General features: G+C 57.0%; 19 protein-coding genes. 13 read left to right on the top strand and 6 right to left on the bottom strand.

Annotated elements, in window-relative coordinates; all coding sequences use genetic code 11:
• Positions 1-30: 30 nt before the first annotated feature.
• A complete protein-coding gene (locus DC3_RS06695; protein ID WP_146883315.1) occupies positions 31-1,071 on the top strand; it encodes an NHL repeat-containing protein in 1,041 nt (346 codons plus the stop codon).
• 188 nt (positions 1,072-1,259) lie between these two features.
• Here DC3_RS06695 and csaB read toward each other — a convergent pair whose 3' ends face one another.
• The 3 genes from csaB to udk form a co-directional block, all read right to left on the bottom strand.
• Positions 1,260-2,246: a polysaccharide pyruvyl transferase CsaB gene (csaB, locus tag DC3_RS06690; protein WP_146883313.1), complete on the bottom strand. Its 987-nt coding sequence runs from the start codon at positions 2,244-2,246 to the stop codon at positions 1,260-1,262.
• On the bottom strand, positions 2,243-4,024 hold the full coding sequence (locus tag DC3_RS06685) for a DUF5693 family protein (RefSeq protein ID WP_146883311.1): 1,782 nt from the start codon (positions 4,022-4,024) through the stop codon (positions 2,243-2,245). The genes csaB and DC3_RS06685 overlap by 4 nt, the downstream gene beginning before the upstream one ends.
• 298 nt (positions 4,025-4,322) lie before the next feature.
• Positions 4,323-4,943: a uridine kinase gene (udk, locus tag DC3_RS06680; protein ID WP_146883309.1), complete on the bottom strand. Its 621-nt coding sequence runs from the start codon at positions 4,941-4,943 to the stop codon at positions 4,323-4,325.
• 320 nt (positions 4,944-5,263) lie between these two features.
• Here udk and DC3_RS06675 point away from each other — a divergent pair, with 320 nt between their 5' ends.
• The 8 genes from DC3_RS06675 (at position 5,264) to DC3_RS06640 (ending at position 14,037) form a co-directional block, all read left to right on the top strand.
• Entirely contained in the window at positions 5,264-6,526 is a 1,263-nt protein-coding gene (locus DC3_RS06675) for a S41 family peptidase (protein ID WP_186815891.1), read from the top strand.
• A complete protein-coding gene (locus DC3_RS06670; RefSeq protein ID WP_146883304.1) occupies positions 6,523-7,779 on the top strand; it encodes a S41 family peptidase in 1,257 nt (418 codons plus the stop codon). The genes DC3_RS06675 and DC3_RS06670 overlap by 4 nt, the downstream gene beginning before the upstream one ends.
• Before the next feature lie 165 nt (positions 7,780-7,944).
• The gene (locus DC3_RS06665) at positions 7,945-9,156 is read left to right on the top strand and encodes an adenylosuccinate synthase (RefSeq protein WP_146883302.1); all 1,212 of its coding nucleotides are present in this window, start codon (positions 7,945-7,947) and stop codon (positions 9,154-9,156) included.
• A gap of 337 nt (positions 9,157-9,493) precedes the next feature.
• On the top strand, positions 9,494-10,414 hold the full coding sequence (gene folE2 / locus DC3_RS06660) for a GTP cyclohydrolase FolE2 (protein ID WP_146883301.1): 921 nt from the start codon (positions 9,494-9,496) through the stop codon (positions 10,412-10,414).
• Positions 10,415-10,763: 349 nt separating this feature from the next.
• Positions 10,764-11,948, top strand: a complete 1,185-nt coding sequence (locus DC3_RS06655; protein ID WP_146883299.1) for an MFS transporter — start codon at positions 10,764-10,766, stop codon at positions 11,946-11,948.
• 54 nt (positions 11,949-12,002) lie between these two features.
• Positions 12,003-12,455, top strand: a complete 453-nt coding sequence (locus tag DC3_RS06650; protein WP_146883297.1) for a GNAT family N-acetyltransferase — start codon at positions 12,003-12,005, stop codon at positions 12,453-12,455.
• A 171-nt stretch (positions 12,456-12,626) separates the two neighbouring features.
• Positions 12,627-13,454: an SDR family oxidoreductase gene (locus DC3_RS06645; protein WP_146883295.1), complete on the top strand. Its 828-nt coding sequence runs from the start codon at positions 12,627-12,629 to the stop codon at positions 13,452-13,454.
• Positions 13,455-13,794: 340 nt separating this feature from the next.
• Positions 13,795-14,037, top strand: coding sequence for a hypothetical protein (locus DC3_RS06640; RefSeq protein ID WP_146883293.1), 243 nt, complete (start codon positions 13,795-13,797; stop codon positions 14,035-14,037).
• A 94-nt stretch (positions 14,038-14,131) separates the two neighbouring features.
• On the opposite strand, the gene DC3_RS06635 is transcribed toward DC3_RS06640, so the two are convergent.
• The 3 genes from DC3_RS06635 to DC3_RS06625 all read right to left on the bottom strand — a co-directional run bounded on the left by DC3_RS06635 (position 14,132) and on the right by DC3_RS06625 (position 15,901).
• Complete coding sequence (locus DC3_RS06635) at positions 14,132-14,323, bottom strand: hypothetical protein (protein WP_146883291.1); 192 nt, start codon at positions 14,321-14,323, stop codon at positions 14,132-14,134.
• A 127-nt stretch (positions 14,324-14,450) separates the two neighbouring features.
• Positions 14,451-15,017, bottom strand: coding sequence for a hypothetical protein (locus DC3_RS06630; protein WP_146883289.1), 567 nt, complete (start codon positions 15,015-15,017; stop codon positions 14,451-14,453).
• Between the two features lie 101 nt (positions 15,018-15,118).
• Positions 15,119-15,901 carry an enoyl-ACP reductase FabI gene (locus DC3_RS06625; RefSeq protein WP_146883287.1) on the bottom strand — a complete coding sequence of 261 codons (783 nt, stop codon included), beginning with the start codon at positions 15,899-15,901 and terminating at the stop codon, positions 15,119-15,121.
• Between the two features lie 129 nt (positions 15,902-16,030).
• Here DC3_RS06625 and pgeF point away from each other — a divergent pair, with 129 nt between their 5' ends.
• The 4 genes from pgeF (at position 16,031) to DC3_RS06605 (ending at position 21,287) form a co-directional block, all read left to right on the top strand.
• On the top strand, positions 16,031-16,735 hold the full coding sequence (gene pgeF, locus DC3_RS06620) for a peptidoglycan editing factor PgeF (protein WP_146883285.1): 705 nt from the start codon (positions 16,031-16,033) through the stop codon (positions 16,733-16,735).
• A gap of 32 nt (positions 16,736-16,767) precedes the next feature.
• Positions 16,768-17,241, top strand: a complete 474-nt coding sequence (locus DC3_RS06615; protein WP_146883765.1) for a YqeG family HAD IIIA-type phosphatase — start codon at positions 16,768-16,770, stop codon at positions 17,239-17,241.
• Positions 17,238-19,910 (top strand): type II/IV secretion system protein, encoded by a 2,673-nt coding sequence (locus DC3_RS06610; RefSeq protein ID WP_146883283.1) that lies wholly within the window; start codon positions 17,238-17,240, stop codon positions 19,908-19,910. Before DC3_RS06615 ends, DC3_RS06610 begins: the two co-directional genes overlap by 4 nt.
• A 147-nt stretch (positions 19,911-20,057) precedes the next feature.
• A complete protein-coding gene (locus DC3_RS06605) occupies positions 20,058-21,287 on the top strand; it encodes a type IV pilus twitching motility protein PilT (RefSeq protein ID WP_146883281.1) in 1,230 nt (409 codons plus the stop codon).
• Positions 21,288-21,331: the final 44 nt, after the last annotated feature.

Below are 21,331 nucleotides of genomic sequence, written 5' to 3'. Positions count from 1 at the left end.
GCGTGTGAAAGTTCTGCAAGGAGGTTTCACATGAGACGATGGCTGGTTTTTGCGGCACTCAGTGCAGGCCTGTTCTTTTCCTGCAACCCCTCCAACCCTGTTCCCATACCGCAGGTCAGCACCTTTGCAGGAAGTGGGACAGAAGGCACCGCAGATGGCAAAGGTGCTGCTGCCCAGTTTCACAACCCGGTCAACCTGGCTTTCGATGATGCCGGAAACCTCTATGTTGCCGACTTCCATGACGACAACCCCGGACGCATCCGCAAAATCACACCAGATGGCACCGTGAGCACACTGTTCACCGATCCCACCTTCAGCAGGCCATTTGGGATCGATTACCACATGGGCTTTCTGTATGTCAGCACCGACAGGGACAGCACCGGACAACCCAGAAGCAGCCTGTGGAAGATTGATGTCAGCAACGGGAACCACACCATTCCGGTGGACAACATCAACGAAGGTCGGGAGCGTGGGCTGGTGGTGGCCGCAGATGGCAGAATTTACCTCTCTGACCGCACGAACAACGTGATCATGCGCATCGACCTGAGTGGGGCAAATCCCGAAGTTGTGCAACTGGCCGGATTGCGTGGCCCTGGAGCTTACCAGGATGGCACAGGGGATGGAGCCAATTTCAACACCCCTTATGGCCTTGCCGTGCTTGGAAGTGATGTGCTGGTGGCAGATTCTGGCAACAACTGTGTCCGGCGGGTGACCCCTGCCGGGGTGGTGACGACCTTCGCGGGCGTGTGTGGACCCGGTGGGTACAAAGATGGCAACCTCTCTGAAGCCCTGTTCAAAGGCCTTCAGGATCTGGCAGTGGACGGTGCCGGAAACGTGTATGTGTCAGACAATGGAAACCATCGCATCCGCAAGATCAGTGGGGGCAAAGTCAGCACCATCGCAGGCAGTGGAACGGCTGGATTCAAAGATGGCCCACTGCTCGAAGCCCAGTTCTATGGTCAGGAAGGAATCGATGTGAAACCCGGAGGCTCTGCCCTGTTCGTGGCGGATGGAAACGGAGGAAACGAGCCGCAACCTTACCGCCGCATCCGTCAGGTGCCTCTGCCCTAGGAGCGATCAGCTTTCAGCCGTCAGCAGTCAGCAAAAACATCTCTGGAAGATGCTTTTGAGCATATGAAGGTCCAGCATCAGCAGATTGCAGGAATGAAAATTGGGGGATGCTTCCGTGTCCGGTGACAGGTTTCATCCCCCAATGCTTCACAGCTTGCTGACCGCTGAAAGCTGATTGCTGATCGCTTTTACTTGCCTTCCACAGCCAGCCTGAAACTCTCTCTGGCCCTGAGGGTCATGGCTTCCACACCTGTCCAGTCGGGTCTGGCGTCCCGGATGATGGTGTGCAGCAGTTCAGATGGGTTGAAATCTCTGGGGAAGGTGGGCATCAGGGCGTCATCGCAAAAACCCTCCACTTTGGGATCATAGTGGATGCCGGTGAATTTGACCCGTGCAGCTGCGGCCAGAATGACCGCATGCAGGCGCACGCCGATCACGTGCCCGGCAGCAGAAATCTGATCGAGGGCCAGCTGTGGATCACTGGTGGAGAGCACCTCCACATTCTGCCCGGCCTGCTCAAGGGCACGTGCGGCCACATCGTCCACATGGGGGTGAAAAGAGATGATCTGCACCCTAAAGCCCCTTGCAGTCAGGTCCCGCACCACGGGTTTCAGGCGGTCCGTGATGTCCTTTTCGTCCCCTCTGGGGGCAATCACAATGCGGTTGGGGTCTCTGGGCAGGGTCTTTGAGGGTTTCAGGAGGAGGGCAGGATCACCCCCCAGATGGGCTTGCAGCCCCAGGCTTTCCAGCAGGTTTTTGCTTTTCTGGTCCCGCACGATGTTGACCGTGCGGGCCAGGGGTCCCTGAATGCGCTTTTTGCCTTCTTCGGTCAGGGGTCCGATGCTCTGGTTGAAGACCGCCACCCGCTTGCCCAGCATCTTTGCCGTCTGGATCACAGTCAGGTAATAGGTGAGGTTGCGGCTGCTGGTTTTGTCCTGCAGGAGGCCTCCCCCACCGGAAAGCAGCACCTGGCACCCTGCCAGAGCAGAGAGCAAGCCCAGAGGTTTCATGCGAGGGAACGCCTTTGCTCCGGTGAAGGCCTCGGTCTGGTCAGGGTTGTTGCTGAGCACCCAGGGCTCATGACCCATGGCCTTCAGTTCACGGGTGATGGCCAGCAAGATGGCCTCATCTCCAGTGTTGTCGAATCCGTAGTAACCGCTGAGCAGCACTTTCATGCCCGCACCACCCGGTACTGCTTGAACCAGTTCACAAGCCAGCGCACGATGGGCAGCAGCACAAAGCCAACCACTGCCCCAAAAGCCACACCATTCACGGCACGCAGCAGACTGATCAGGAGGGGCGTGTGGAAGTGCTCAAAGGTGTTGACCAGACTGGCCTGACCAATCACCCCCACCGTCATGAATGCGATGGTGATGTAAGGCGGGAAATGCCCGCTCAGGCCCAGAATGGCAGCAGGGTGCCCCATGATGTCCTTGAAGCGCGGACGGACCATGCCGTTTTGCAAGAACTCCCGCAGGGCGGCTTCCGCCTCGGACACACTGGCCCCTGTGGCATTTCCACGGCGAAGCACCACCAGGGCAATCACCACCAGACCGATTCCGGCCACCACAAGGTCTCCAGCCTGAATTTTGGTGTTGTACAGGTCGCTGAGGGTCTTGCGGATGTCCTGGTCGGGAAACAGGCTGCCCAGGTACAGGGCCACGGGCATCAGAAGGGTCAGGGAAACCCCTTCAAAAGGGTCCAGACCCAGCATGCCTCCACGGGTGGTCCCGATGGCCGTCAGGAAGAACACCCCCATGAAGCTGATCAGGGTGGCCCTCAGCCAGTCCCAGGGGGTCTTGCGGTAAAGCAGAAAGCCCAGTGCAGGAAACACCATGGCGGCAAGCAGGGAGAAAGCCATCAGGTTGGGACCGGCCACCACCACAGCCAGACCGAGGGTGCCCAGTCCAGCCAGACGACCCAGCCATTGCAATGGATAAGACATCACCACCAGCAGCAAGGCCACCAGAGGACCCACGCAGCTCAGGGCACGCAGCAGTGTGCTGGGGTGGTAATCCTCAGGTGTGGGCTGGCCCAGACGAATGCTGGCGAGTTCCAGCCCCTTCATCACCTTGTCGATCATCAGGTTGGTGTCTTCGATGGTGTTGAAAGGCCGCACGTAAAGCACCTGCATGTACCGCTCACGCGCCCCGAGCACCACCTTGGAGCCGAACTCCTCGGGATCAAGGGTCGCCTGGTAATCCCGGCTCAGGCTGAACACCCGCACCGCAGGCAGCACCCTCGCCATGTCGGAGAGGCCTTTCTGCTCGGTGAACTCGATCAGGCCCACGGCAGCACCCGACTTGCGGATGGCCTCCAGATAGGGCTCCTGGTTTTCAGGGTGGTCGTAATTGTAGAGGTTCAGGCCGTTGAAAATCAGGATGGGTACATCAGGAAGGTACTGCTCGGGACGGATCACCGCAGGGTGGTTCCAGGGACGGTAGCTCACCACCCAGCCTTCACTCTTGCGGCGGTTGATCTCTTCAAGGTTGGGGCCTGCAGGATAGGAGGCGAGGTCCACCGGGAAGCCGTACCACGTTTGACCGGCGACCTCTGCCTTCTCGGATTTCAGGGTGTAGCGGGTCACCAGATCCTCTGCTGACCCGGGTTTCAGGCTGCGGTAGTACGCCCAGTTGGGACGCAACTTCGCCTCGGGGTGCAGGGCCATCAGGGCATAACCCCCGACCATCATGAGTTCTCCCCGGTCAATGCGGTCTTTGACCATGTCCTCGTAAATGGCCAGACCGTTCACCCCACGCTTCCGGTATTCGGAGAGCAACTCATCGTCGGTTTTGCCAAGGGCAAGGGCCTGGTCGTGCAGGGTGGGCATGTCCATGGTCAGCACCGTCACCTGCTGGGCCCGCTCAAATTGAATGCGGTTCCAGCCCAGAATCAACGCTGGAATCAGACTTAAACACAAAAGCGCATAAAGCAGCGTTCTGAGGGATTTCACAAAGGATCACCAACCACCTTCCTCATGCAGAGCATTTCACAGCATCTCTGGCAGAGCATAAACCGTCTACCAGAGTACCCGATGAAAGCCTGCCTTGGAAAAGAAGCTGCCTGATTTGCCTCAGGGTGAGCACAGAGCCACTGACCGGGCAGTGTCGCTGACAGAACGCATGTTTTCAGCCATCAGCCGTCAGCAAAACAGGCCCATCAGACCGATGGACGGCATATCAGGTGCAACGAACCTGATCAAACAAACCCGCCTGATTGGGACCAGGCGGATTCTGTCCTGCGTCTGGTCTTTAAGACTGTCCGAGGCTGCGAATGCGGGCCGAGAGCATCTCCAGCGCAGGCTCATTGTGCCCCCCGTGGGGAATGATCACGTCTGCATAACGCTTGGTGGGCTCGATGAACTGCAGGTGCATGGGGCGCACATAATCCATGTACTGGTCAATCACGCTCTTGACCGTGCGCCCGCGCTCTTCGGTGTCCCTGAGCATCCGACGGATGAACCGCACATCGGCATCGGCATCCACGAAGATCTTCAGGCCCATCAGGTCCCGGATTTTTTCCTCGTACAGGGCAAAGATGCCGTCCAGAACCAGCACAGGGCTGGGTTTCAGGTGGATGGTCTCTGCAGCGCGGGTGTAGGCCACGAAATCGTAGGTGGGCATGTCGATGCCCACACCGTTCATCAGGGCGTCCAGATGCCTGAACAGCAGTTCCCAGTCGAACGCTGCGGGATGGTCGTAATTGGTCTGCAGGCGCTCCTCGAAATCCATGTGGGCCTGGTCCCGGTAATAGTTGTCCTGCACAATCACGGTAACGCGGTCTGCACCCACGGTGCTCACGATGCGCTCGGTGACGGTGGTTTTTCCACAGCCGGTGCCTCCGGCGATGCCGATCAGAAAGGGTTTTTGCACATTTCACACTCCTGGCAGCAGCAGAAGGTGGTGCTGTGCCACGCATCAGGGTTCTGTCCGGTCTGATGCGTTACCAGCCTAACATGCCTTTTGATGCAGAAAGCGAGGTCAGGTTCTGTGGCGGATGAGGTGGATAAAGAATTCCATAAGAGACCGCAGACACGATGTTTTTCTGATTTTCAGTTTAAAGTAAGTGAACCCTGTATACACTGGTTCCACACCTGCATTCATCGGTCCAGTGCCTCTGGGATTCAGGCAAAAAAACAGCTCCAGAACAGAGCAGAAAACACAGGCACAACCAGATGCAGGAGGGTGGGATCATGCGTTGGAAACAGATGACAGTGTGGTGGTTGCTGGGTGGGGTCGGTCTGGCCGCCAGCCCGGCAGAGGATCTGTACACCCAGTCCACAAAGGTGCTGCAGGATTACTACTTTGGGTACAGCACCCAGAATCTGGGGACGCTGATCAACACCTACAGGACGGAGCTTGAAGACGCCTGCAAACCCCGGGTGGACACCTGTCCGGTGGAAGTGGGCCGTTCCACCCTGGAACACCTGCTCAGTGACCTGAATGACCCCCACACGTACTACCTGTATCCAGAAGAAAGCGTTGAGCGGGATCGTGCCCAGGCAGGTCAGGGTTCCCTCACCCCCAGAATTGGCCTGACCACTGCCCCTCTTCCCAGCAAAGAACGGGTGGTGCTGTTCGTTCGGGACGATGGTCCTGCCTTCCGGGCAGGCATCCGCGCAGGAGATCTGGTGACTGCAGTGGCAGGGAAGGATCTCCGGGAAACCGCCGCAGATGGTGGGAACCTGATTGCCGAGTACACCCAGAAAAACCAGCCGTTTGAACTGACCGTCCAACGAGGCAGCAACGTCCTGAATTTCACCGTGCAGGGAGAAGTGCTGATGCAGGCCCCTCTACCCACACTCACCACGGGCACAGGGCTCCCGGAAGGGGTGGGACTGCTGCAGATTCCCGACTTTGAAGCCTACCAGGAGGTGGGCACCAAAGTGCATGCCCTGGTGCGGGAAGCCAACACCCGGAACCTCAAGGCCCTGATCGTGGACCTGCGCAACAACGAGGGAGGCCTCCTGATGGAGTGGATCAGTGCAGTCGCACCTTTTGCTCCAAATCCTGCTGTGCTCAGCGTGGCGAAAGATGAGGTCAGCAGGCTGGAGTACCGCCGGGGCAGCCTGCAGTTGCGGGTCAATGATGTGCTGGCCACCACCTTCTACTCGATCCGTTCCCCTGAAGAATGGAATGGAAAACTGGCTGTACTGGTCAACAAGGACACGGCATCAAGTGGAGAATACTTCGCATACTTCCTGCAGAAAACCGGCGTGAAAATCATCGGGGAGCCCACTGCAGGACTGCTGAACACCGCCTCGCAGACTTTTGACCTGCCTGATCAGGGAGCACTGGTCATCACCACCGTCAAATCTGCCAGTCCAGATGGCACCCCCTACCCCGAGCGCCTGACACCAGATATTCTGGTTTCTGATGACCTGACGGCCCGGGCAGGTACCCTGCTCGACCCACTGGTCAGACGTGCCCTGGAGGAATTTGAATTGACCTTATGAACATGAAAATGGCTTTGCTTCTGGTGCCCTGCCTGCTGACCGCCTGTGCCCAGAAGTCCAGGACACCTGCAGTGTGGTTTGATGAAGCCACCCGCGTGCTGCAGAAGAATTATTATGGTTATCAGGTGGAGAAACTGAAACCCCTGGTTGAAAAGCACCAGAACCAGTTCCAGACCCGTTGTTCCTCTGGCTGCTCCTGGCAGGACGCCGAAAGAGCGCTGCAAAACCTCCTCACCGAACTTGGAGATTCGCACACCTCATACCGCACCCCGGAGCAACTGAAGCAGGACCAGACCGATCAGCGTCCCGATGTGGGCATGCGCATGGCTTTTTTGCCCGAGAAACAGGCCCATGTGATCCTGCGGGTGCAGGAAGGCAGCCCTGCAGCAAAAGCGGGCATGCGGCGTGGAGATGCCATCACCGCAGTGAATGGTGTCCCATGCACACCTGCCAACCAGAAGCTGCTGAAAAAGACCATTCAGAGTGGAAAACCCTTCAAGGTCTCCTTCGAAAGCAAAAACACAGGCCAAAAAGAGCTGGCTTTACAGAGCACTGTGGCCTCGACAGGTTATGTGCCAACCCTGAGCACCCAGAACCTTCCTGCTGGAGTGGGCCTGCTCACAGTGCCTGATTTTGATGCCTGGGAAAAAATCAGCCCCAGAATCCATGCCCTGGTCAAACAGGCCACAGATGCAAAGCTGAACACCCTGATTGTGGACCTGCGAGACAATCCTGGAGGTTACGTCTATGAGATGCTCTCCAGTGCCTCTGCCTTCATGAAGCAGGTGGATCTCATTGACGCCTATCCCAAAAGCCAGGTGCATCTGGTGGGATGGGAAGGCAAGATTCGACAGGTGGGCAAACTCTACCTTCCTTTCATCTATAAAGCTCCCCCTGCAGCATTCTGGAAGGGCAAAGTGATCGCTCTGGTGAACCGCAGAACAGCATCCGCAGCAGAGGTTCTTGCCTACAACCTGCAATTGCAAAAACGCGCCCTGGTGATCGGTGAACCCACCCGGGGCCTGATGAACACCACCACCGACAATTACAAACTCTCCAATGGGGGCGCACTGAGCATCACCATCACCCGCAGCCTGGACACCAACAAAAAGCCCTACCCCGAGCGCATCACACCAGACCTGCAGGTCAAAGACGACCTGCTGGCCCTGATGGACACCGGAAAAGACGTGATGCTGGAACGGGCCATCCGGCTTGCACAGTCTGGCACAGCAGTGCCTGAGGGGGTCAGGTAGACACCTTCCTGAAAGGGCAGGCCTGAACATGTTACACTCAGTCACGGTGCGTGGTCACCGTGCTTTTTTTTGCATTCCTGCAAAGCATTTGGGTGCAGCACAGGTGAGCCCACGCTTGAAAAGGTCAAATCTCGGTGCAAAGCCGAACTGAAGGAGAACACACACATGCCAGGAATCGCAATCATCGGGGCGCAGTGGGGAGACGAGGGCAAAGGCAAGGTCATTGACTTCCTCTCACCAGACGCGCACTTTGTCGCCCGTTACCAGGGGGGGGCCAATGCAGGTCACACCGTCAAGGCCAAAGGCAAAACCTACAAACTGAACCTGCTTCCCAGCGGCGTGCTGCGCGATGGTGTCGTCAGCATCCTCGGTGACGGCATGGTCATCGACCCCTGGAAGTTTCTGCAGGAACGCGAATCCCTGATTGAGGGTGGCCTCAACCCCACCCTGTACATCAGCCAGAACGCCCACCTCGTGCTGCCCCACCACAAGAGCGTGGATGCCCGCAAGGACTTCGTGGGCACCACCGGACGCGGCATCGGACCTGCTTACGCGGACCGTGCCCGCCGTGTGGGTGTGCGCATGGGCGACCTGAAAGACGACTCTGTGCTGCTCGAGCGTCTGGCCCACCTGATCGAGGCCAAACCCAACTCCACCAGAGAAGTGGGCTGGACTTCCCCTGAAGCGGCCATCCAGGACCTGCAGGAAATCCGTGAGAAGCTCTCTCCCTTTGTGGCCGACACCGGAGCCATGCTGCGCCAGGCCGTCAAGGACAACCGCAACATCCTCTTTGAAGGCGCACAGGCCACCCTGCTCGACCTGAACTACGGCACCTACCCCTTTGTGACCAGTTCCCACCCCACCGTGGGCGGGATCATCGTGGGCACCGGCGTGAGCCACAAGGCCATCAGCAAGGTTTATGGGGTTGCCAAAGCCTTCCAGACCCGCGTCGGGCACGGACCTTTCGCCACCGAAGTCTTCGGGGAGATGGAGCACCGCCTGCGTGGCGACGGCAGCAAACCCTGGGATGAGTTCGGCACCACCACCGGACGCCCCCGCCGTGTGGGCTGGCTGGACCTCGAACTGCTGAAGTACGCCGTGGACCTCAACGGCTTCGATGGTCTGGCCATCAACAAAGTGGATGTGCTCTCCGGCCTCGAAACCATCAAGGTGTGCGTGGGATACGGCAGCGAAGGCCAGCCCATCTACAGGGAAATGAAAGGCTGGGGAGACACCGAAAATGCCACCAGCCGTGAAACCCTGCCGAAAGAAGCCCAGGCTTACCTTGACCTGATCGAAGAACACACCCAGTGCCCTGTGGTGCTGTTCGCCACTGGTCCAGAGCGCGAAAAAACCTTCGGCGAAGTGCACTGGTAAGACCTCCTGTGCTCGCTTTGCTTGCACTGTCCCCCTCTTGAGGGGGACTTATGTTGTCTGGGAGGGCTGAGGCCAGATCCCCTCTGCTGATGTTGGATGCTGGTGGTCTGAGAGTTCTGAGGTCAGATTCCCCAGACCACCAAACCCAGTGAAGATCTAGACCATTTTTCGTAGTCCAGAACGCGAAATCGGAAAACAGTTTGATCTCCACTTTACAATTGCACCTGTTCCATCCCCCTATACTGACCTGAAGCTGAGTGTCAGCTTTCCGTCAAGCTTTGCAACCGAAGTTTATCGGGGTCGAGGCGCGCAACACACACTCCTCAAGGAGACATACATGGCAAATCACAACCCCACCCTGACCCAGGGTTCCTCCCGTCTTCCCTCCAAACAGGAACGGCACCGTCTGTTCGGCTCTGTCGATCCCATTCCTGGCAACAAACCCACCGAAAAAGAAAAAATGGTGGATTTGCAGAACACCCCGAAAGACTTTCTGTTCGCTCTGGACCAGGTCGGCATTTCCAGTGTCAAGCATCCTGCAGTGGTGCACTCCACCCTGAGCCCCACCGTGCAGACCACCGTGGCGAATTTTGCCCTGACCACCAGTCTGGTGCAGAACTCCAAGGGCATCAACATGAGCCGCCTGACCGAGCAACTCGACCTGTACCACCAGCAGGGCTGGGACCTGAGCCTGAAGCACCTGTGCCAGTTCGCCGAGGAACTTGCAGGCCGCATGAAGCAGAGTGCTGCCACCATCGAGGTGACCTTCCCCTGGTTTTACGAGCGTCCTGCTCCTGTCACAGGCATGACGGGCCTGATGCATGCCGAGGCCATGATGCGCGTGCACTTCGATGAAGTGGAGGGCTTCACGGCCACAGTGGGCCTGAAAGCCATGGTGACCACCCTGTGCCCCTGCAGCAAGGAAATCAGCGAGTACAGCGCACACAACCAGCGGGGTGTGGTGACCGCAGAAATCGAACTGACGGACGCACAGACCGACTGGGACTGGAAAAAGGCCCTTCTGGAAGCCGAGGAAACCAACGCCAGTGCCTGCATGCATCCCATCCTCAAGCGCCCTGACGAAAAAAGAGTCACCGAGAGTGCCTATGAGAACCCCCGTTTCGTGGAGGACATGGTGCGCCTGGTGGCCGCTGACCTCTATGAGATGCCCGAAGTTGCCGCTTTCTTTGTGGAGTGCCGCAACGAGGAAAGCATCCACCTGCACGATGCCATTGCGCGGGTGCGGTACCGCAAATAATCCCCCTGCTTCTCGCTTTGCTCGAAGCTGCCCCCCTTAACCAAGGGGGGTTGTCGTTTGACTGACCTGGAAGTCATCCCAGACGACCTACAATCCCCCTTAACAAGGGGACAGCGCCAAACGCAGTGCGGCGCAGGGGGATCTGGCCCAAGTGCTCTCAAACGCCCACCAGGTCCCCTTTCCCTCAGGGGGACAGCCCTGAGCTTCAGCAAAGGTCGGGGGGATCTTTAAGCCATCTGGCTCACTGTTGTACAGGTTCCTCCTGAGTTCACGTTTTGTGCACAGTCGGAGGGGGTATGCTCTGGTCATGTCCCGTCTTCCCGCCCTGCCCACGAGGCCGAAACGCTAAATGTACCGTTCTGATCTCACGGTGACCCGCATGAACCTGCTGCTGGCCCTGCGGAATGTGGTGTTCTATTCTGGCTTTGCCAGTTTTGCATTGTATGTGCCCCTGTATGCAAGACATTTTGAGGTGCCCACGGCGGTGATCGGTCTGGGCAGCCTGATGACGGCCATTGCCAGTTTCCTGTTCAGCACGTTCTTTCTGGCAAAACTGGTGGAGCGCATTGGGGACCGCAGGCTGCACCGTCTGATGTGGATTGCCTCTCTGCTGATCGTGCTTTTGATCTTTCTGCTGGGCAAAGAAACCCCTTACCTGTACCCGATCATCACTGCAGGTCTCGGGGCCGCAATGATGACCCTGATGCCGCTGAATGACATTGCTGCCACCACCAGTCTGAAGGGGATCAAGCCCACTTATGGTCCGGTGCGGGTGGCGGGTTCGCTGAGTTTTCTGGTCACCACACTGATCATGGGGCCTCTGGTGGACAGCCTGGGTTATGCCGTGGTGCCGTTCTGGATGCTGGGAATCACTGTACTGGCGCAGGTCATCAACAACAGCGTAACCTTCCAGAAGGTGCCCAGAGATCAGGGGGCAAATCCGAAAGCCATGCTGGGGTCAAGACGTGCAAGCCTGATCATGCTGCTGCCTGTTCTGGCCACCATCATTCTGCTGTCTGCATCCCATGCGGCATACAACAATTTTGGTTCGGTGCTGCTGGAAGGGCTCGGGCTCACCGGAACACAGCTTTCCAGGGTGTTCGCTGTGGCTGTGGTGGCAGAATCCCTGGCTTTCTTTGTGGCAGACCGTTTTCGGCTGCCCTTTTTCACGGTGGCGGCTCTGGCTGCAGGTCTGGCGGTTTTTCGCTGGTGGTTGTGGTTCAGCCAGCCGGGCTATCTGGTGCTGATCCTTTCGCAGGGTTTTCACTCCATCACCTTTGCCACCATGCAACTGGCCTTCATGCGGTACTCCCAGACGCTGGACAACCATACAAGGCAGCTCCTGATCAGTGTGTATGGGGGGGTGGGGATGCAGCTGTTTCCCGGGTTCACCACTTTTGTGCTGGGCTTTTTCATTGATCGGTACAACACGCAGGTTTTTCTGCTGTCGATGGCCCTGGCTGCCCTCTCCCTGGTGCTGGCCCTCTTGCATGTGCGGCGGGTTCAGCCCACGTCTTCACAGGTGGCCCCCTGAGTTGAAGTCCAATTGGCTCTCGGCTCAGAGGCCACTGGCGCTTAGCATGGGGGCATGACTGAAAACACCATCCAGATTCGGCCCATTCACACCCAGGACCATGACCACTGGCTTCCGCTCTGGGAAGGCTACCAGCGGTTCTACCATGCAGACATTCCCTCTGAGACCACGTCCCTCACCTGGTCCCGGTTTCTGGACCCCAGAGAGCCCATGTTTGCCGCCCTTGCCTGGGACGGGGATCAGGCCATTGGTCTGGTGCATTTCATCTACCACCGTTCCTGCTGGACGTCTGGCAACTACTGTTACCTGCAGGACCTGTTCGTGAATGGAGAGCGCAGAGGGCAAGGGGTGGGCCGCAAATTGATCGAGCACGTCTATCAGCAGGCCCAGGAAGCCGGATGCTCACGGGTGCACTGGCTGACCCACGAAACCAATCAGGACGCCATGAAACTCTATGACCGCCTTGCGGACAGGTCGGGATTTGTGCAGTACCGCAAGCTGCTTTAAGAGTTGGTCAGTCAACAGTACACAGTTCACAGTGAGAAAACCTGTGCCAGAGCCCTCAGTCTGCTGTGAACTGTGAACTGTAAACGCCCTTCTCAAGCCCTGACCTGCAAGGCTGCCCATTCTGGTCTTAAAGCACAGACTTCTCAAGCCAGAGAAGTGTAACGTGACCGTATGCAAGGCAAAACCGTGGTGATCACCGGGGCCACCGGCGGCATTGGCAAAGTGACAGCGCAGGCCCTCTCTCACATGGGGGCAAAAGTTGTGGTGCTGGCAAGAGACGCAGCCAGAGGGAAAGATGCCATCAAAAGCCTCTCAAAGGATTGCGAACTGTACATTGGTGACCTCGCCAGTCAGGATGACCTGCGGCGCATCTGCAGTGAAATCAAGAGCAAACACGAAAAAATTGATGTGCTGGTCAACAATGCTGGAGCCATCTTCTCCGAGCGTCTGGAAAGCCCGGATGGCATCGAGATGACCATTGCCCTCAATCACCTGAGTTATTTCATCCTCAGCACCCTGCTGCTCGACCCCCTGATGAAGGCCGAGCAGGGACGCATTGTGAATGTCAGCAGTGCTGCCCACCAGATGGGTTATGTGGATTTCACGGACTTTCAGTACCAGGAACGCCGGTACAATGCCGTTCGGGCCTACAACGACACCAAGCTGATGAATGTGCTGTTCACCTACGAACTGGCCCGCCGCCTGAAAGGCACCTCTGTGACCTGCAACTGCCTGCATCCCGGGGCCGTCAAAACCGGTTTTGGCAAAGATGCAGGAGGCCTGCTGGGAAAACTCTTCAAAATCTTCAGACCCATCATGGTCACCCCCGAGCAGGGTGCCAGGACCAGCATTTATCTGGCCAGCAGTCCAGAGGTGGCAGACATTTCGGGGAAGTACTTTGTGAATGCAGCTCCAGCGAAATCCAGCGTGCGCAGTTACGACGAAGGGCTTGCTGCTCGCCTGTGGTACACCTCCAAGGAACTGACCGGACTGGACTGAATGAGAAATCCTTAAGAGGCCTTGAGCCGAAATTTACACTGTGGGATTTGATTCTCTGGGTTTTGAGGCCGCAAAGTAAAGTGGTTCTACCTTTCCTCCCTGATGAACAGCACCCCCATTTGATCCGAGCGGGTGCTGTTCATTTTGTGGCTTCTCGGGGCAACCCTTTGAGAAAGATCCTTTCCCTTCAGGCTGGCCTCAGACCCGTTCTAGACATTAAAACTGTCCACAGGGTTATGCACAGCTGTGGACAACTTTTTGCAGCAGGGTGGACTTCACCTCCCCTGAAGTCTTGAAGCAAGGTGACATTTGTGAAAGCCAGGGCTTGCTAGAATGCAGCATGACCCTAGAAGTGTTCGGAAGTACCATCACGGTGAACGTATACGACCAGAGGGACAAACTGGCGGTTCTGGCAGATTCCAACATTGCCCAGATGCTGCTGGACGCGCACGACATCGAAGAACCCGTGGCTGTCGATGGGCACAGGTGCCTGGTCACCTACATCGAAGACATGGACCTGAAGGGCGTATACACCGACAAAGACGTGCATTTTCTCGAAGTGATCTTTTCGCCTCTCCACTGAGTTGCACTGCAGAACACCGCACAAAACAGCACCACAAGCAGTCCAAAAAAAGATCCCCACCTGTTCCAGGGTGGGGGTTTCAATTTGTTTTCAATCAGATCAGTTTGGGAAGTTTGATGGGTCTTGCATGTAAGAAAGGAGTGCGCAGCGTACGTTGACCTTGAGATTTCATTTTAAAGAAATTTTGATGGGCATGGTTCAGCATTTTATCCAGTGCGATGATCAGCATGAAAATGAGGGCTCCGAATAAAAGTCCTGCAGTGAGTGAAATCAGAAAGAGCATCATGACCTCCTGAATAAGTCTTGCATGTCTACAGCTTAATCAGGGGCACTGAAACTTCTCTGAAGGTCACTGAGCACGTTCTGAGAACTTCTGAGGGAAAACTGAAAAAAGAAAGCGGACACCCAGTTGGTCAGGGTGTGGTCCGAACGATCTTCTGTTTGAGGTTGAAGCTGTGGGTTCGTACGGCTCCCTGAAAGTTCCAGACCAGCTTCAAAGTGACAGGATCGGTTTCCGAGAGAAAGGGGCTGGGAAGCACAATTTTCTGGGGCTGGCCTGTGAAGCCAGGACCATTGAACTTGATCTCTGAAATCTGCATCTGGCTGCGAGGAGCAACTTTCAGCTCAGTCGAGGTGTGCCCTTCAAGGATCTGAGGCTCAGAGCGCTGATCCAGATCTGTCCCATATTTCTCCAAGTACAGTGAGGTGGAGGGCATGGTGGATGAACTGATTTCAGAGTTGTTCCATAACAGCTGGACAGGGTAAGGATTGTGGTTTGAGACTTTGAAACCAATGTAGAGAAACAGAACAGGTTCAAATCTGTATTCCAGTCCATCTTGCTCAACAGTAAGGGTTTTTACCGCTTTGCCCTCTTCATCCATCAGCACCAATTGTGTGTCGGATTTGGGCGACTCTGAAGCTGCCGGGGCACACGCAAACAGACCAACAGTGAGGCCCACCATCAAGAACATTTTTTTCATCTTTTCACCTTTTCTCCGAGAGTACCATAAACTTGACACAGCCCACCCAAACAATAAAAAAGCCCCATACGGGGCATCAGAGAAATGTTTTTGCTGGTGAATCACTCAAACGACATGCCCATGATGTTGTAACCAGCGTCCACGTAGGTGGTTTCACCGGTGATGCCACTGGACAGGTCGGAGAGCAGGAAGAGGCCGAGTTTGCCCACCTCTTCGCTGGTGGCGTTGCGTTTCAGGGCGGCCATTTCTGCGGCTTTGGACAGCATGCTGGTGAAACCAGGGATGCTCTTGGCGGCCACAGTGCGCATGGGGCCTGCAGAGATCGCATTCACACGCACATTTTTGCTGCCCAGTTCATAGGCGAGGTAACGGGTGGAGGCTTCCAGAGCGGCCTTGGCGATGCCCATCACGTTGTACTTGGGGACCACTTTCTGGCTGGCATAGTAGGTGAGGGTGACGATGCTGCCGCCCTCATTGAGCAAAGGCTCGGCGTGACGGGCCACGGAAACCAGGCTGTAGGCACTGACGGACAGGGCAGTGTTCCAGTCTTCCTGGGTCGTGTCCACGAAACGGCCTTCCATGCTGGCACGGGGGGCGTAAGCAACGGCGTGAACAATGTAGTCCAGAGAACCGAACTCCGCTTTGATCTGGGCAAAGAGGGATTCGAGTTCCGCCTCATTGGTGACATCGCACTGTCCGGTGAGGGTTCCCTCATAGGGGGCCAGGAGTTTTTCCAGGGCAGGCTTGAGGCGCTCCCCCTGGTAACTGAAGATGCACTTTGCACCGGCTTGCAGCAGTTTTTCGCCAATGGCCCAGCCCAGAGAGTAACTGTTGGTGACACCCATCACCAGAGCGGTTTTGCCTGAGAGATCAATTCCAATCATGTAAGGTAGGTTACCACGCCTTCCCATGAGATCCACCTGCAAAGTCCAGGTTTTTTTGCTGTGCGTCAGGTCAAAAAAGAGCGATTTAAACTTTGTGTAACAAAATTTTAGATAGAATACAGTCTGTCCATGTGGTTGATTTCAGAGCAGCTTCCAGCACAACACGGTTTCAGCACCCGCAAAGGCGGAGTGTCTTTGCCCCCTTTTGACAGCCTCAACTTCGATGACCGTCAAGATGATCCTGCACAGGTGGAAGAAAACCGCCGTCTGGGTCTGGCGGCACTGGGTTTCAGGCCCGAACAGGTGGCCCGCCTGAACCAGGTGCATTCCTGTGATGTGGTGCAGGCCCATCCAGGGGTGCAGACCGGGGATGCCCTGGTGAGCCGGGATCAGGGTGTGGTGCTGGCCATTGGAACAGCAGACTGCTACCCCATTCTGTTTCATGACCCGGTGAATGGGGTGATCGGGGCTGCCCATGCTGGTTGGAGGGGCACCGTGGGCCGAATCGCGCAGCGCACCCTCAGGGCCATGCAGGACCTCGGGGCAGAGCTGAAGCACACCCGGGCAGCGATTGGACCTGGCATCTCTGTTTCGCAGTACCAGGTGGGGAAGGATGTGGCAGACCAGTTCATGCGGGAAGGTTTTCCTGCACAGTGCCTGCAGAGAGACCACCATCTGGACCTGCTTGCTGCCAACGTCTTTGTGCTTGAGGAGGCTGGACTCCAGCCAGAGCAGATCTGGACTGCTGGCCGCTGCTCAACAGAACCCGAGTTTTTCTCTTACCGCCGTGATGCTGGAGTGACGGGCAGGATGTGGGCGGTGATTGGACAGTGAAACGCATTTTCAAACCATTGAGACCGACTTTCATGGTGCGCCATGTGACCGAACTCTCGCCGGACTTCCTGCAAGAGTGGGACATTAAGGGTCTGATTTTGGATTTGGATAACACCTTGGTACCCTATAAGAGCAACGAGACAGCCCCTGAAATTCAGGACTGGGTCAAATGCATGCATGCATCTGACGTGAAGCTGTACATGGTCAGCAACGCCATGCATGATCGGGTGGACTATTGGGTGCGGGAATTCTTGTTTCCCGGGGTGGGTCTGGCTGCCAAGCCGCTCCCCAAGTTTTTCAGGCGTGCCCTAAAGGCACTTGGACTTCCGCCGGAGCAGGTGGCGATGGTGGGAGATCAGTTGTTTACAGATGTGCTGGGTGGGAACCTGGCAGGCATGCGCACAGTGATGGTGTCACCCCTGAGTGACAACGCCCTGCCGCACACCAAAGTGACCAGAAAACTGGAACGCCTGGTTCTGCACTTCTTGAAGGAGAACGCCAGATGAGTTTGAGCATCAGTGACCGTAGGTTGGGAGCCATGCTGCTGGAGCAGGGTCTGATCAGCGATGAAGACCTGCACCGGGCAATTGAGGCGCACACCGCCATGGGTGGCGGACGCCTGAGTGACATTCTCATTCAACACAACATCGTCAGTGAACGTCGCATTGCCAAGGTGATCGAGGAGAATCTGGGCATCCCCCTGATTGACCTCCTCAAGGAGAGCCTGGACCCCTCTGCATACCAGTTGCTGCCCGGTCAGACGGCGCAGCAGCACAATGCATTTCCTTTTGCTGCGGACCATGCCAGACGCATTCTGAAAGTTGCATTTCTGGACCCCCTCCACAACATGTCTCTGGAGACCGTGGAGGACGACACCAATTACTCGGTGGAGCCTTACCAGGGCCTGCGCTCCCAGTTGCAGTGGGCCATTGCCAAGCACTACCCGGAACTGAACCTGTCCATCCCTGAGGTGACCGACATCGGTCATTCCGAGGTGGCCAAAGTCGGGCAGATCATGCTCAGGCGCGGGTTCATCAAAGAAACCCAGCTGACCGAGGCCCTCTCCGAACAGCAGAAATCCGGTGAACCGCTGGGGCGCGTGCTGGTGCGCATGAAGTACATCTCGGAAGAGCAACTCTACGAGGTGCTTTCCGAGCATGCCGGCGTGCCCTTCATCCGCAACCCCAAAGATTACGAGCCCAGCGATGAAGTGCTGGGGCACATGCTGCGCTCGGATTCCATCCGTCTGCAGGCCGTGCCTCTGGAAGAGCACTCGGGAGCCCTGCTGGTGGGCAGTTCTGATTTCCGCAACCGTGCAGACATTGAGGCTGCAGTGGGTCGCCCGGTCAAACTGGCCCTGATTTTGCCCCTCGCCCTGCAGGAACTGATCGAGCGCTTCTACCCCGAGAAGAGTGCACTGGGCGAAACCCTGATGCAACAGGGCAAAATCACCCGTGAACAGCTGCTGGAAGGCCTCAGCATCCAGCGGCGCACCCGCTCCAACAAGCCCCTCGGGGAAATCCTGGTGGACCTGGGGTACCTGAAAGTCGAAGACCTGGAATCTGCACTGTCCAACCAGAAATCCAGCGGCACCCGCCTGGAAGACACGCTGGTGCAGTCCGGCAAGATCAGCGAGGAAACCATTGCCCGTTCCCTGGCCTTGCAGCTCGGGTACGAGTATGTGAACCTCAACGAAGCCCAGGTGCAACTTGCTGTCGCCCAGATGGTCTCGGAGTCCACGGCACGCCGCTACACCGTGATCCCACTGCGCATGCAGGGGAACGCGCTGGTGGTCGCCATGAAAGATCCCCGGCACATCTTCGCCATTGACGACCTCAGGGTCATGACCGGGCGTGAAATCATTCCGGTGGTCGCACAGGAAAAAGACATCCTGAAGATCATTGAGCGCATTCACGGCAACACCGACATCTCTTCTCTGAACAAAGAACTGGCTGCCATGCGCAAAGATGCAGCCAAGGAAGAGCAAAACAGCGTTCTCGATGCCCTGGATGACAACGCCATCGTGAAGGTGGTGGACACCATCATCCGTGAAGCAGCCCTGCAGGAAGCCTCAGACATCCACATCGAGCCCAATCCCACCTCCCTGAAAGTGCGCTTCCGGGTGGACGGTGCCCTGCGCGAGTACCAGGAGCTCCCCAAGAGTGCAGCCAACAGCATTGCAGCACGCATCAAGATCCTCGGGAACCTGGACATCGCAGAACGCCGGATTCCGCAGGACGGACGTGTGCGCTTCCGCAAAGGGGCCATTGACCTCGACTTGCGTCTCTCGACCCTCCCCACTGTGTACGGCGAGAAGATCGTGATGCGTCTCTTGCAGAAAGCCTCCAACATCCCAGAAGTCGAGCAACTGGGCTTCAGTGAGCACAACTACCAGCGCTTCATCGACACCATCGAAAAACCCTACGGCATCTTCCTGATCACCGGCCCCACGGGTTCAGGGAAGTCTTTCACCACCTTCTCGATCCTGAAGCGCATCTCCACACCGGACAGCAACACCACCACCGTGGAAGACCCGGTGGAGTACGAAATTCCTGGCATCAACCAGACGCAGGTGAACGTGCAGGCCGGAATGACTTTCGCCCGGGCCCTCAGATCCTTCCTCCGTCAGGACCCGGACATCATCATGGTCGGGGAAATCCGTGACGGTGAAACCGCCCAGATCGCCACCGAAGCCGCCCTCACGGGACACCTGGTGATCGCGACCCTCCACACCAACGACGCTCCCGGTGCCATCACCCGTCTGGAGGAAATGGGCGTGGAGAGCTTCAACATCTCTGCCGCACTGATCGGGGTGCTGGCCCAGCGTCTGGTGCGCCGGGTCTGCCAGAACTGCAAGGTGGCCGTGAGTGCAGACCCCGAAGTGCTGCGCAAACTCGGGCTGCAGGAAAAAGACATCAAAAATGCCACCCTGTACCGGGGCACGGGCTGCGCCAAGTGCAACCAGACCGGGTACAAGGGACGCATGGCAATCCACGAACTTCTGGTGGTCGATGAGCACGTCAAAAAAGGCATCAACACCGGAAAAGCTGCCACAGAGATCAAAGAAATTGCCATGCAGCACTCCGGCCTGAAAACCCTTCGAACCGACGGCCTTGAAAAAGCCCTGCAGGGCATGACCACCCTGGAAGAGATTCTGGGGAACACCAACGAGTGATCAGAAACAAAAAAGAAGAGGGCAGAGCCCTCTTCTTTTTTGTTTCTGACACAAGAATTTCTCTTTGTTTGAAGGTCATTACATTTCAGTAAGAATTTTGCACGTATGAAAAGCTACAATGGGAACAGCATCGCCTGGAGGACAACTATGGCTCTAGATTTGGCAGAAATCCTGCGGTATTCCGTAGAAAGAAAAGCATCGGACATCATCATCACCGTGGGGATTCCCCCCCAGTTCAAGATTCACGGCCAGTACACCGGCGCAGACTTTGAAGACGTCACCCCTGTGGACGCGCGACGCATCATGTACAGCATGATGAACGAACGCCAGCAGAAGATCTTTGAAGAGAAGCGCGAGATGGACTTCTCGTTTGCCATGCGCAACCTGGGCCGTTTCCGTGTGAACGTGTTCATGCAGCAGGGCGTGGTGGGTGGGGTGCTCCGTCTGATTCCCACCGAGGTGAAAAGCCTCTCTGAACTGGGCATGCCCGACACCCTGCTGGAGCTGGCATCCGCACCCCGTGGGCTGGTGCTGGTGACCGGTCCCACAGGTTCTGGCAAATCCACCACCCTGGCTTCGATGATCGACTGGATCAATGTGAACAAGAAGAAGCACATTGTGACCATTGAGGACCCCATCGAGTTCACCCACCCCCACAAAAACAGCATCGTGAACCAGCGTGAAATCGGTGCTGACACCTGGGACTTCAACAACGCCTTGCGTGCCGTGCTCCGTCAGGCCCCCGATGTGATTCTGGTGGGCGAAATGCGTGACTACGAAACCATCAAGGCTGCAGTGACCGCTGCAGAAACCGGACACCTGGTGATGGGAACCCTGCACACCAACAGTGCGCCGGAGTCCATTGACCGTATCGTCGACGTGTTCCCTGAAGAGCAACAGGAGCAGATTCGCGTGCAGCTTGCCAACAACCTGGTGGGCATCGTGACCCAGCAACTGATGCCCAAAAAAGGTGGGGATGGACGTGTGATCGCCTATGAGGTCATGATTGCCAACCCGGCCATCCGTGCATTGATCCGCGAAGGGAAAAGCTTCCAGATCACCAGCATCATGCAGACCAGCATGCAGTCCGGCATGGTCACCATGGACGCCTGCCTGGCAAGCCTCGCCAAGCGTGGTGTGATCACCGAGGAAATGGGCAACGAGCGTGCTGTTGATGCCAAGGAGTACAACCGTCTGCTCAAAAGTGACAGTGTCACCCTCCCCCAGGTCCCTGGAGCTGCTGCTGCGGCTGCCCAGCCCCAGCAACCTGCTGGCTTTGGTCGTGGCATGTCTGCACCCACCCAGCAACCCACCAGCCTGGGACGTGGCACCCAGACCCCGCCCACTCCGCCCTCCGGTGGCTTTGGTCGCAAGTGATTTCCCACCGCCCGCGCAGAGACACGCGGGCGGTTTTCTGCACC

The sequence above is a fragment of the Deinococcus cellulosilyticus NBRC 106333 = KACC 11606 genome (genome assembly GCF_007990775.1).
GTDB lineage: Bacteria > Deinococcota > Deinococci > Deinococcales > Deinococcaceae > Deinococcus_C > Deinococcus_C cellulosilyticus.
Note: the sequence above shows the minus strand (reverse complement) of the source record. Positions and strands in the feature narration are given on the sequence as shown.